Below are 12932 nucleotides of genomic sequence, written 5' to 3'. Positions count from 1 at the left end.
AATCTGCACCAAAAGCGTGGCAACGCGCTGGGTTGAAGGCTATCGCCGCTCTATCGCTCGGGTTGACCATGTTACTAGGGATAACCATTTCCATACCCGCCTTTGCCAGTGAAACGCCTAGCCTTGATAAAATCACTGAACGAGGCACATTGCGTGTGGGTATGTCTACGTTTGTGCCTTGGGCAATGCGCGACAAGCAAGGCGACCTAATTGGCTTTGAAATTGATGTTGCCAAACGTCTTGCTGAAGATTCAGGTTGGAAAGTGGAATTTGTACCTACCGCGTGGGATGGCATTATTCCAGCACTCTTAGCACAGAAATTTGATGTCATTATCGGCGGCATGTCTATCACGCCAGAACGCTCGAAAAGCGTGCTCTTTACCACCCCCTACTCACATTCAGGCGTGCAGCTTGCTGCCAATCAATCCTTAGCTAATGGCTTTTCCACCATTGAAGACTTCAACTCTCGTCGAGTGACTATCGCAGCGCGACGCGGAGCATTTACCGTTCAAGTCGCTCGTGAAACCTTCCCCAAAGCCAAAATTCTGCAATTTGATGACGATGCACAAGCCTTTCAAGAAGTATTAAACGGCCAAGCACACGCCGTGATTGCGTCAAGCCCTAAACCTGAACATGAAACAGTGAAACACAGTGACAAACTGTTCATTCCTTTCAATGAACGGTTGTCCAAAGGAAACGAAGCGTTTGCCGTTCGCTTAGGTGAAGAGGACAAAAAAGCCTTTTTTGATCAATGGATTATTGAACGAACCAATGACGGCTGGTTAAGTGAACGCTACGAATATTGGTTCTCAACGCTAGATTGGCAAAACCAAATCGTCTCAGGGCAATAGCCTGAGGGGCGGATGTGAATAGAACAAAAACTGTGCTGTATGAAAAACGGAACCTTAAACCATGGCTACAATTATCGCTCAATAAGCTCGATTATGCGTTACTCGTAGCACTGTTAGGCTTTGTTATTTGGTTAACGCACCGAGCCGAGCTTGGGGTGAATTATAATTGGCGTTGGCAAGAAGCTTTTGCTCTGATTTTCACCCCAACGAGCCATGGTGCTATCCCTTATTTCTTTCAGGGGTTAGTTGCTACTTTGCGCTTAAGTGTCTGGGCGATGGTGCTGGCCCTTGTGTTAGGCACACTGCTTGGCGTAGCACGCCACTCTCAGTTTTCGTGGTTCAGAATTCCGGCTAACGCTTTTGTGCAATTAGTTAGGAACATTCCGCCGCTGGTTTTCGTGTTCATTTTTTATTTTTTTGTCTCCAATCAACTGATCCCGTTGTTGGGCCTAGAAAACCTACTACGGGAACACCATGAGCCAACCAATGTCATTCAGCATTGGCTGTTTGGTCCTTCTCATCTATGGGAAAATTTGTTCTCTGGAATTGTGTGTATTGGGATGCTTTCATCGGCCTACATCGCTGAAGTTGTTCGTTCAGGTTTGGCCGGAATCGCTCAAGGTCAGTGGGAAGCAGCGCACTCTTTAGGGCTGTCTCGATGGGTAAAATACCGATACGTCATTGCCCCTCAAGTATTGGCGGCGATCACGCCGGCTTTAGCTGGGCAAGCGATTTCTTTGGTCAAAGATTCTTCGATTGTATCGCTAATTTCAATTCAAGAAATGACGTTTGTTGGCACAGAAATCGCTAACTCTTCTGGGCTTATTTTTGAAATATGGTTGTTAGTGGGCGGTGCATACTTGGGTTTATGTTTAAGCCTCTCTTTACTGTTTAGGCGGCTCGAGCTACGCAGTTTACGCCATCTCTCGCTTCATCACTCTAACTAGATAACACGGAATTTGTCAGCGTCAGTTACGCAACCAATCAAAGAGAATCAACACGTGATGAGAAACAAAATAAGAACGATGTTTAGCGATTGCGCCCCCATTATTGAGAATGAATATCAGTTAGAATTAATTCAACATGAATGTAAGAAGGTGAAACCATGATGCAACACGTTTCCGAATGGTTAGAAAAAGATCCCGATCCTAAAACTCGCCAAGAACTACAAGCACTAGTCGATCAGCATCAGTTAGATGAGATAAAAGCTCGCTTTCAATCACGCCTTGAGTTCGGCACCGCGGGTTTACGCGGCATGGTGGGATGCGGCCCTAATCGTATGAACCGCCTGGTAATTCAAGAAACGGCGACGGGTTTAGGACACTATCTCATTCAACAAGTCAGCAATGCCAAAACACGTGGGGTGGTGATTGGCTATGATGGCCGGCCAGATTCTCAGCAATTTGCACACGATACCGCCTCAGTACTCGCCGCGCTGGGGATCAAAGTGTATCTCACGCATAAAGTGGCACCGACCCCAGTAGTCGCTTTTGGGGTAAAACACTTTAATGCCGCCGCCGCAGTCGTAGTCACCGCCAGTCACAACCCACCCGAATACAATGGCTTCAAGGTGTACTGGGAAAATGGTGCCCAGATTATCCCACCTCACGATTCAGGTATTGCAGCAGAAATCGACTTAGCGGCAACGCGAGCTATTTCTCTGATGCCGTTAGACAACGCGCACAAACAAGGCCTTTTGCAATGGCTAACAGAAGAGTATTACCAAACTTACCGTCGTACCCTCAATCAAAGCCCATTGTTGAACCACCACACTGATCCGCAATGCCTTACCATTGCGTATACCGCGATGCATGGTGTCGGCGCTGAGATGGCTGAAACTTTGCTGCATGACGCTGGGTTTACCCATGTCATCAGTGTAAAGGAACAACGCGAACCAGATGGCCGTTTCCCGACCGTCAACTTCCCGAACCCTGAAGAGCCGGGGGCGATGGATATGGTTATCGCGTTAGCCCATGCTGAAAATGCACAACTGGCCTGCGCCAACGACCCAGATGCCGACCGATTTGCCGTTGCCGTACAACGAGCGGATGGTCAATACCAAATGCTGACTGGCGATCAAGTTGGCACACTATTTGGGGACTATTTGCTCTCCAAAACCGATGCCTCAAAGCAGTTGGTTGGCAACACCATCGTCTCATCCAGTTTACTCGGTAATATTGCGCAGGCGAAAGGTGCAAAATACTACCAAACCTTGACTGGCTTTAAATGGTTGACCAACGTGGCGATGCAACAACAAAGCGATGAACAGCAGTTCTTATTCGCCTATGAAGAAGCATTGGGTTACACCATAGGGCAAACCGTTTGGGATAAAGATGGCCTTTCGGCCATGGTGGCATTTGCACAACTAGCGGCCGAATTATACAGCCAAGGTAAGACTATTTGGGATCAACTCGAAACCATTTACCGCCAGCACGGTTTTTACATTAATGCACAACGTAGCATTAAGTTAGACCCTAACTCACCGCCTATCGGTGACAAGCTTCGCGCCACACCGCCAACGGAAATCGCCGGTAGAAAAGTGCTCATGACCGACGATCTCAAATCACTAACACGTTATATTGCCGATGGAACAACGCAAGCGATTCAACTTCCTGCTAGCGATGTATTGACCTATCACTTGAAAGGTGGAGCGAGAGTGATTGTGCGCCCGTCGGGCACCGAGCCTAAATTGAAATGCTATTACGAGGTCGTCGGAGCCTTCGAAGCAGAAGAAGATTTCGCCAGCGCCGAGAAAAAAGCTGGCGAGCAAATGGCGATGCTCATCGCAGAACACCAACACAGCTTGTAGCGCTCATTACCGGACAAGCACAACGAAATAACAGGCCGTCTTCAGTTCATTGTTGGCGGCATTTTTATTTCATCTGTTTAGGTGAACAATGCCTGCGACTACAACGCTCTTTTCCCTCCAATGGATGACAGTTGTATGCGCAATTTTGTACAAAACCATTCTGAATAAATCGGCTACACTGGTTGTTGCAAAAAGGTAGGATATGAAATGCCCAAGCAGAAAAGCAAAAAGAGAGAACTAGCCAAGTTTCATATCGCTAATGAACTTGGCGGAATTGAGCTTCTCGATGCACAATACGAAACACAAAACTTTTCGCGCCACAGCCACGAAGGGTACACGGTGGGAGTTATTGAACGCGGTGCTCAACGATTTTACCGCACCGGTGGTCATCATATTGCTCCACAAGACAGCATTATTTTGGTTAATGCCGAAGAAGTCCATAATGGCCATTCTGCTGTAGAAGGTGGTTGGGCCTATAAAGCCATGTACCCACTTCCAGAACAATTTAGTACCGTGCTTCAAGAGTTAGGTTCTTTTAACTCATGCGCTCCTTATTTTCCAGAACCCGTAGTCTACGATCCTGAATTAGCAAACCAATTTCGTTTAGTTTTTGATACGTTAGAGCAGTCGAGTAACCGTCTATTACGCGAAACATTAGTGTACGCGACCCTAACCAAACTGGTAGCACGTCATGCCAAAAGTCCTCCTGTCTCACTACCTAAAACTAAAATTCAGCAGTCGCTCTATACGGTTAAAGAATTCTTAGATGACTTCCCTCAGGCCGATGTCTCATTAGAAGATTTATCAAAACTAGCTGGAGTTAGCCCCTATCATTTGGTTCGTTCATTTCAAAAAATGTATGGCTTCCCACCGCATGCCTATCAAATTCAAGCGCGGTTGCGTTATGCTAAAACACTATTGAGAAGTGGTCATCCCATTTCAGATGCTGCGCAAGAATCTGGGTTTCATGACCAAAGTCATCTACATCGCCACTTTAAGCGTGCAATGGGCTTAACGCCAAAACAGTTCTTAGCCAAATAGCAAGCGCAATTTTGTACAATCGCTTGACCCAACCTTGTGGCTTGATAGATTCATCACTTCCAGCAAAGGAATTACTATGGATAGCACACTATTGAACCACGTACATTTGGAACCTAGAGGTCGTCGCCTCTTTGGGCAAGGCGCACTGGCCATGCTACCGCTGAGCATTGCCGTTTTACCATGGGGCTTATTGGCAGGATCATTTGCGATTGAAAGTGGCCTGACCATATTAGAGAGCCAAGCACTCTCTGCGGTTTTATTTGCAGGCTCAGCGCAACTCGTCGCCACGGGGATGTTTAAAACAGGTGCAGGGCTGTTGACTCTGCTGATCACCACATTTTTCATCACTTCTCGCCATTTTCTCTACAGCGTTTCCATGCGCAGCAAAATCAGCCCACTCCCGACACGTTGGCGTTTAATTCTGGGTTTTCTGCTCACTGATGAGCTGTTTGCGGTCTGCGGACAACAAAATGAAAAACAGTTTAACCGTTGGTACGCGCTTGGTGCAGGTTTAAGCTTCTATTTAGTTTGGAATTTGGCCACACTGGTCGGCATTATTGCGGGCAGCTACATCCCCGCTTTAAACGAGTTGGGGTTGGAATTTGCAGTCGCGGCTACTTTTATCGCCATTGTCATTCCGAACATTAAAAACATACCGATACTCGTTGCTGTCATCAGTGCCCTAGTGTTATCGGTAAGCCTGACTCTTTGGCAAGTTGAAGGTAGCTTAATGCTAGCAAGCATTGGCGCAATGTGTGCAGGTTATGTTTCTGAAGTTTTACTCTGTTCGAGCAGGAGGAACCAACGATGATTCTGCTTTCTATCCTCGCCATGACCGCTTTGGTCTTTATGAGCCGTTATCTGTTCTTAGAGCCTAAATTACCGCTGCGTCTCAACCCAGTTATCCAGCGCTTACTCACTTATTCTAGCCCTGCTGTATTAACTGCTAGTTGGGCTCCGATTGTGTTCCTGCCAGAGCAAACACTTTGGCTTGATCGCCATAATCCCTACTTGTGGGCCGCAGCATTAGCGGGACTGATTGCATGGAAAACCAAGAATGTCCTGCTGACCACGATCATCAGCATGGCGACTTTCTTTTTGCTAAATTTAACGCTCTTAGCCCATTAAAGACAGAGGCTGCGGTGAATACTGATAATAACCGCAGCCCGAATCGCGCAAATCAGTTTTATTGCGCTAGCCATTCAATCTCGATTAAGGTCTGCTCTCCACATTTAAGACGCCCTAAAAAGAGATCGCCACAATGCACTTCTCCAACTCCTTGTGGCGTTCCGGTCATCACAACGTCACCATCACACAGCGATGTGTAAGATTTCAGCTCTTCTAAAATGATGGCGGGTGAATAGATCATTTGGTTTACACCGCCGCACTGAACCCGAACACAGTTGATGAATAGCTCTAACTGCAACTTATTGATATCGATACCATGCAGTGGCACAAATCGGCTAAGTACAGCCGAACCATCAAATGCTTTCGCCCTCTCCCAAGGTAAACCTTTTGCTTTAAGCTGAGATTGCAGTACCCGCTTAGTCAGATCTAACCCCAAACCAACCGCGCTATATTGACCTTTTTTGATCAAAAAACAAATTTCAGCTTCATAGTGAAGCGTCTCTTGGTGAAACGAGGATAGAGTGGTTGTGATGCTCGTATTGGGTTTATTAAATACCACCATTTGTTCTGGCATTGTGTTATTAAGCTCTTGAATATGTTCAATATAGTTCCGTCCAACACACAACACTTTAGAAGGGGTTATCTTCTGTTTATCCAAACGAACCGAATACATATACTCTTCCTTGAGATGACTAAGATCGTCGAGTTTACCTCATCTACAGCGCGAGTGAATGGATTTGCATCTTCATTAGATAAAAGTAAGATCTTCGACTCAAAATTCATGGCACCTTGACTATTTTGAACATCACTAAATAACATTCTTTTTAATAAATCATCAATAAAAACAACATGTAAACATCATGAATCAGTAATTAAACATTCATTTAAAACATCTACTTTACTCACATCAAACCGTTCGAGCACTGAAGCTCATTGATTATGGATAAGGTAAATAAAATGAAAAAAGCAACAATCGCAACCGCAATTCTTACAGCATTGGTATCAGGTTCTTCTTTTGCTGCGACCGTTTACAAAGCGGATGGAAATGAGCTTAAAGTTGGTGGACGTGCAGAATTTCGTGGCGATTTCGGTGGTGATGACAAAGGCAAAGAAATTGAAGGCACGATGAAAAACAAAAGCCGTGCGCGTTTGAATATTACAGGCTCAACAGAAATCTCTGACTCTTTGAAAGGTTTTGCAACCTATGAAGCAGAGCAAACGGTTAATTCCTCCGCCAGCAACGATAAGAATTCTGATTTCAACCAACGTTACCTATTTGCAGGTTTACAAGCTGATTTTGGTGCTATTTCTGTCGGCCGCCAAGATACAGCTGGCGTGCAAATTTCTCAAATGTCAGACATCGGTACTTATACTGGCGCTCAAAAAGAGTTCATCAACGCAGGTAATGAGCAAATCAACAACACCTTCCTCTACGCAGCTACATTTGATGCCCTCAATGTGAAAGCAAGCTTTATTGCAGGCGACGAAAAAGACACCGATGGCTTTGGTCTTTCTGCAATTTATAACTTACCTATCGGCCTTAGTTTCGGTTTGGGCTACGCAAGCAACGATAATGGCACAGGCCAAGGTGCGGCGAATCAAATTATTGCCGGTGTAAATTACACGTTGGACGATTTGTACTTAGGCCTGACCTATACACAAGGGGATTTGGACGATAAAGCGAAGAGCGAATTCAACGGGATTGAATTTGCTGCGCAATACAAAATCACAAGTAACTTCCGCTTGATTGGGGTGTATCAAAAAACGGAAAATGAAACTGCAAACGTCACAACGACGAAAAGTGATTTTGCTGAGTTGACAGGGCGTTATGATTTCAATAAATCAATCTACACTTACGTTGCCTACAAAATGAACAACCTAGATAAAAAAGACCTCAACACTGCGTATGATGCAAAAGATTCTATTCGCCTAGGCCTACGTTACAACTTCTAATTTCAATTATACGAACGCATATACTCCCTAAGGATATCATCCTTTTGGCCAAGCACTCGCTTGGCCTTTTTTATTTGACGGCATTGCACCACAATGAAACACATCGCACTAGGCTAGACCATCCCTCATAGAGCCAAAAATATAATTTCACTATTTTTCAATAAGTTAAATGTGGCACACAACCTGCTATGTAATAAGTACAAATGCATGGCAGCGTTTGTGCTTCTTTTCAGTGCTAAGGCAGAGCACTGGCCGTTCATGTTCTTTCGCCCTCTTTTTAGGGGGCTTTTTTTATCCCATCACCACAGCCCATACGCAAAATGTTTGGCGTTTCAGACAAGTGGAAATCAGCAGGGATAACACTTGCTCAAATTTATTGAACCACTCCATTCATTTCAGAGATTGGTTTAACGCTGATAAGTCAGTATGATTCAACGACTTTTTCTATAACCCTCTTCTCTATGACCAAAATACTTCACCACCCAATCCAAGGGGCAAGTTGGATGCTAATCGCAGGCCTCGCCTTTGCGATAGTCAATAGCCTTGCTCAAGTCGCCAGTATCAATTATGGCCTGTCATCTACCACGGTGGCACTGGTTCAATATGCCATCGCGTTAGTCGTTATTTTGCCGTATTTATCAACGTTAGGGATCCGCTACTCGCTGCGCACCGAGCATTTAAGCATGCATATTTTCCGTGTGTTTTTATCTGTGATTGGCATACAACTCTGGTTATGGGCACTCGCCTATCCCGTACCCATTTGGCAAGGTATTGCACTGCTGATGACCTCTCCTCTGTTTGCCACGATTGGCTCAGGCCTTTTTTTAAAAGAGAAAGTGGGTACAGCGCGCTGGGGAGCAACATTAACTGGCTTTGTCGGGGCGATGATCATCCTTGAACCTTGGGCTGACGATTTCAACTGGGCATCGTTGCTGCCTGTTGGCGCGGCATTTTTTTGGGCTTGTTACTCTTTGATGGTGAAAAAACTGTCTGCCCATGACTCACCGTCTACTATGGTGGTCTACCTTTTGGTACTGATCACACCGTTCAATCTACTGCTCGCTTTACCAGATTGGCAAACACCTCAAGGGAGCACTCTATGGCTCATATTGCTTTTTGCGGGTGCGATGACAGCACTGGCTCAATGGGCGATCGTTAAAGCCTATGCGGTGGCAGATGCGTCTTTTGTGCAACCTTTTGATCACGCGAAGCTGCCACTGAATGTTTTGGCGGGTTGGTTAGTGTTTGGCTGGGCACCACCCGGGCGATTATGGCTTGGCGCTGCCATCATTATCGCTTCAGTGGCCTTTATTACTCACTGGGAAACAAAAAAATCTTCGCGTTGAAATAAAAAGTCACTCAACTCTTTCCTATTCTCTAAGCAATGCTTCTTGAGGAAAACACTATGGCAAAACCGATAAAAATCACACTATACCGATGGGCTGGAAGTTGGGGTCCATTTAAAGTCACCATCCCTTGCGGCGAGTGTACGCTCACCAAGGACATTTTGACTGACACCTTCAATAATGAACTGGAGGGCATTCCCATCGAGTTAGAAGTCAAAGACTGGCTATCGTACTGGTGGGAACCCTTGAAATTGGGCGCATGGCACGCCCCAATATTGGTCGTTGAAGGTAAAGTGATCAGCCAAGGAGAAGCGTTAAATCGAGGTGTTTTGGTTCAATCGGTGATCAAAGAGTGGGCACAACGTGACGAGTTAACTGGCAATATTGTGTATGGAAAAGCCACTTGCCCGTACTGCGTAAAAGCAAAGAAATTGCTGGATGAAGCGGGAATTCAATACACCTATCATGATGTCGTCAAAGAAAGTGCGGCGCTGTACCGGATGATCCCAGAAGTTAAAGCTATAATCGGTCAAAAAACGCCCGTCACTGTGCCACAAATTTGGCTAGAAAGCCGCTATATCGGCGGGTGTGATAAATTGGAAGATTGGCTAACCAAAAAAAGTCAGTAGTGCCCCAGAGCATCTGGTTACTTTAGAAGAAAAAGTACTGACGCCTCAGAAACCGCCGACTCTTTAGTCAGTAATGGTATACGGGCTCTTTGTGGACGAATGGTGGACGAATTTGCACAGTCATTTTTACCCCAGTAAATAAAGCAAAGCCCCAGCTTGTTACCAAGCTAGGGCTTTTTGATTCTTAGGCATTCACTATTTGCTGAATTTCTTCACTAGCGTTTTAATGAAAGACTTTTTCTTTGCTTGTGGTTTGCCATGCATTGCATCATACATCGCTTTTTTTGCGATCAATTGACCAACGTAAGCACCACCTAATTCATAACCCATGAATCACCTCAACATGTAATTTATTTACCTGACGAGGTGTATATTAGTCCAAAAAAGAACAAAAACAAGACTTGAGTCACAAAATAAAGTAATTGATTTTCAGTTAACCGCGTTTAGGCTGCTTATAGGTTTTACCAGCAGCCAAGTAAGTTTCTTTCTGCTTAACTTCAAACATGGTTTCAAAAAACCAAGCAACAAACTTAATAACGTCATCGCCTTCATTCATAATGTGTTCGACAAACTCTTCTTCTTCACCTTGCTCATTTTCTTGCAACACGACGTGGTAAATGCGTTGCTCCCCATCCACTTCGGCTAAAGCAAACTGACCCACTAACGATAAGGCTGCTTCAGCAATATCTTGATCTTCAAATACTTTCAGCATATCTAACGCTTGAGGAAGTGTTTTTTGCTCGCACAAGCTTTTGACTAATGCTTGAAATTCATCTTGTTGCATTGATTTTTCCGTCGAATTAATGTCGCCGAGATTATACCTCAAATTATTTCTCTTGTGCCGACATGTACGATGTAAATGCACCACTAGACTTAAACCGCTTCAAACCGGAAGGGTATAAACAGCATTAAGCGAATTTGGTTTGACGTAAGCGATAGGAAGAACACAACACCAAAAACATAGCGCAACTGGTTACTAAATAGAACCAGCCTAGCGACATCTGACTCGTGATCCATCTTTCCACCAAGTATCCCCCTAAAAATCCAGCTAAACACATTTGAATGGAGCCAGATAGAGCCGCAACGGAGCCCGCTTGAGTTTTGTGTGGCCCGAGCAGCATGCTGGTGGATAATGGAAATGAGATACCTTGCGCAATCGTTAACCAAGTAAATCCCCACACTAAATTGAACACGCTCATCGGTGTTATCAGTAACCAAACACCGGCAAAAGCCATAATGACAATCGCCAAAGCAAGTAAACGTTGGGATGAAAAACGATCATTGAGTAAGTTAACGGCAATACTGCCTATCATCAAACCCGCGGAAGGGACGATCATTACGGTTCCATAATCGGCGGCCGTTAACCCCAGCTTGTTTTGCAAGAGAAAAGGCAGCACCGACAGAGTCACTAAACTAGATAAATAGCTGATCCAGTTGTAACTGGCGCTTGTCAGCACTTGGGAATTTTTCAAGAGTAGCAAGTAGTTATGCAATACGGCCTTCGGTTGAAACCGATGTTTCGCGTATGGCAACGTTTCTGGCAATATCCACCAACCTAAAATAAAAATGGTACAGATATACACTAATACGAACACAAACACGGACTGCCAACTTAAATGAAAGGCAAGCCACCCACCGAGCACAGGGGCAATAATTGGCATAATTGAGGCGGTGATGGCGATGTAAGAAAGCGCCTTTGTTAATTGCAGACCATCATAACTGTCACGCAGCACACTGCGGCCAAGAACAGAAGCACTTCCCGCGCCAAGCCCTTGCAGTAGGCGACCAGCAGCCAACGCATGAAAATTATCCGAAAAACAGACACACAATACTGTACCGGCCAAGTAGATCCCCTGCCCGAGTAAAAATGTCGGGCGTCTACCAACCGCATCAGACAATGGCCCGTAAAAAAGCTGTGACATTCCAAACGCCACTAAAAAGAGCGTGACGAGCCATTGAATACTGGCTTGGTCAACCATTAAGTCTCGGCTGATCAACGGCAGTGCAGGTAAATAGATGCTCACCCCAACTTGGCCCGTGGCAATGATCATCATCGCCAATAACATCGGCGTCTTTTTAAATGGTGTGCTAGCGAGAGTTTTCATGGGTTGCTAAGTGAGCTCTTATCGTCGGTAGATGTGGTGTCAAAATACGTTTTCAGTATATATTGGCAACTCAGATTTGATAATAAAGCACTCAGGAAATGAATTAGTTCCAATGAGGAATGAGTAGGGTAACGATGGATTGGATACAAAATGTTAAAACATACATGCGAGTGGTTGAAGAAGGCAGCTTTAACGGCGCGGCACGTAAGCTCAATACTACCAGCTCAGCCATCAGTAAACGAGTACATTGGCTGGAAGAGAAAATTGGCGTGCAGTTACTTAAGCGCACCACACGAACGGTGACACAAACCGAAGCGGGTGCTCTCTTTTATGAGCGAGCAAAAGCACAACTTGAAAGTTGGCAATCGGTGGTTGATGAAACACGATCTGTCAGCCAAACTCCCGCTGGCCTGCTAAAAATTGGGGCGACACTCTCTGTGGGCTCAAAATTTTTGGTGCAGTATTTAGATGAATTTCTACAGCGCTACCCTGACATTCGAATCCAACTGACCACAACAACTCCGGGGCAATTGCCCGGACTTCACCTTGATTTATTCATCAGCCGAGAAATTGACCAACTCAACTCCCTCAGTTTTAAAGCCTCACCCCTATTTGAACATAGGGCCGGCTTTTATGCTTCTCCTAACTATATTGAAAAATATGGTATGCCCAAATCTGCCGAACAGCTTCAGCAGCACAATGTCTTGATTTGGGGAGAACACACAACGCGCGAATTAAAAACCTCAACGGGCAAACGCCTATCGTTATCGGGTAATTTCGCGACAACCAATCCAGAAGCACTTTTCTATGCAGGCAAAAATGGCATGGGAGTGATTGTCACCAACGACGTGATGGTCAAAGAAGAGCTACGTTTGGGCAATCTGGTACGTTTGCTACCCGATATCACCGTTGATCAAGCAACGGTTTACGCTTATTACCCTAAACTTGATTATCAACACACTCGAACTCATTTATTTCTCAACTACTTAAAAGAAAAATTAACGAATGAAGCTAGGTAACTAAATTGGGGTTACGTCTATTTCCATCACAAAATTGTCCACCAGAGCAAA

The 12932-nt window shown here is 45.1% G+C and carries 14 protein-coding genes; 10 read left to right on the top strand and 4 right to left on the bottom strand.

The window, feature by feature from the left end:
- Positions 1-68: 68 nt before the first annotated feature.
- From AACQ75_RS01710 to AACQ75_RS01685, 6 genes are all read left to right on the top strand, one after another.
- On the top strand, positions 69-851 hold the full coding sequence (locus AACQ75_RS01710) for a transporter substrate-binding domain-containing protein (protein ID WP_170889391.1): 783 nt from the start codon (positions 69-71) through the stop codon (positions 849-851).
- A gap of 32 nt (positions 852-883) precedes the next feature.
- Positions 884-1798, top strand: a complete 915-nt coding sequence (locus AACQ75_RS01705; protein WP_170889390.1) for an amino acid ABC transporter permease — start codon at positions 884-886, stop codon at positions 1796-1798.
- Between the two features lie 158 nt (positions 1799-1956).
- A complete protein-coding gene (locus AACQ75_RS01700; RefSeq protein WP_170889370.1) occupies positions 1957-3660 on the top strand; it encodes a phospho-sugar mutase in 1704 nt (567 codons plus the stop codon).
- A 207-nt stretch (positions 3661-3867) separates the two neighbouring features.
- Complete coding sequence (locus AACQ75_RS01695) at positions 3868-4701, top strand: AraC family transcriptional regulator (protein WP_170889369.1); 834 nt, start codon at positions 3868-3870, stop codon at positions 4699-4701.
- Positions 4702-4777: 76 nt separating this feature from the next.
- Positions 4778-5512, top strand: a complete 735-nt coding sequence (locus tag AACQ75_RS01690; RefSeq protein WP_170889368.1) for an AzlC family ABC transporter permease — start codon at positions 4778-4780, stop codon at positions 5510-5512.
- Positions 5509-5829: an AzlD domain-containing protein gene (locus tag AACQ75_RS01685; protein WP_170889367.1), complete on the top strand. Its 321-nt coding sequence runs from the start codon at positions 5509-5511 to the stop codon at positions 5827-5829. Before AACQ75_RS01690 ends, AACQ75_RS01685 begins: the two co-directional genes overlap by 4 nt.
- 58 nt (positions 5830-5887) lie before the next feature.
- On the opposite strand, the gene AACQ75_RS01680 is transcribed toward AACQ75_RS01685, so the two are convergent.
- Entirely contained in the window at positions 5888-6502 is a 615-nt protein-coding gene (locus AACQ75_RS01680) for a fumarylacetoacetate hydrolase family protein (RefSeq protein ID WP_019281942.1), read from the bottom strand.
- Positions 6503-6786: 284 nt separating this feature from the next.
- On the opposite strand from AACQ75_RS01680, the gene AACQ75_RS01675 reads away from it, so the two are divergent.
- From AACQ75_RS01675 to AACQ75_RS01665, 3 genes are all read left to right on the top strand, one after another.
- Positions 6787-7782, top strand: a complete 996-nt coding sequence (locus AACQ75_RS01675; RefSeq protein WP_170889366.1) for a porin — start codon at positions 6787-6789, stop codon at positions 7780-7782.
- A gap of 461 nt (positions 7783-8243) precedes the next feature.
- Positions 8244-9128 carry a DMT family transporter gene (locus tag AACQ75_RS01670; RefSeq protein WP_013868098.1) on the top strand — a complete coding sequence of 295 codons (885 nt, stop codon included), beginning with the start codon at positions 8244-8246 and terminating at the stop codon, positions 9126-9128.
- 59 nt (positions 9129-9187) lie between these two features.
- Positions 9188-9757, top strand: a complete 570-nt coding sequence (locus AACQ75_RS01665) for a glutaredoxin domain-containing protein (protein WP_010320515.1) — start codon at positions 9188-9190, stop codon at positions 9755-9757.
- Between the two features lie 195 nt (positions 9758-9952).
- Here the strand turns inward: AACQ75_RS01665 and AACQ75_RS01660 are convergent, their stop codons facing one another.
- From AACQ75_RS01660 to AACQ75_RS01650, 3 genes are all read right to left on the bottom strand, one after another.
- On the bottom strand, positions 9953-10087 hold the full coding sequence (locus AACQ75_RS01660) for a hypothetical protein (protein ID WP_013868100.1): 135 nt from the start codon (positions 10085-10087) through the stop codon (positions 9953-9955).
- 103 nt (positions 10088-10190) lie between these two features.
- Positions 10191-10541 carry a hypothetical protein gene (locus AACQ75_RS01655; protein ID WP_026027570.1) on the bottom strand — a complete coding sequence of 117 codons (351 nt, stop codon included), beginning with the start codon at positions 10539-10541 and terminating at the stop codon, positions 10191-10193.
- Between the two features lie 124 nt (positions 10542-10665).
- Entirely contained in the window at positions 10666-11862 is a 1197-nt protein-coding gene (locus AACQ75_RS01650) for a multidrug effflux MFS transporter (protein ID WP_064626468.1), read from the bottom strand.
- A gap of 134 nt (positions 11863-11996) precedes the next feature.
- Between AACQ75_RS01650 and AACQ75_RS01645 the strand changes: the two genes are divergently transcribed.
- Positions 11997-12881: a LysR family transcriptional regulator gene (locus AACQ75_RS01645; protein ID WP_170889365.1), complete on the top strand. Its 885-nt coding sequence runs from the start codon at positions 11997-11999 to the stop codon at positions 12879-12881.
- Positions 12882-12932 lie beyond the last annotated feature (51 nt).

The organism is Vibrio sp. B1-2 (assembly GCF_963888445.1).
Taxonomy (GTDB): Bacteria; Pseudomonadota; Gammaproteobacteria; order Enterobacterales; family Vibrionaceae; genus Vibrio; species Vibrio anguillarum.
The sequence above is the reverse complement of the archived record's forward strand: the minus strand, read 5'-3'. Positions and strand labels throughout refer to the sequence as shown.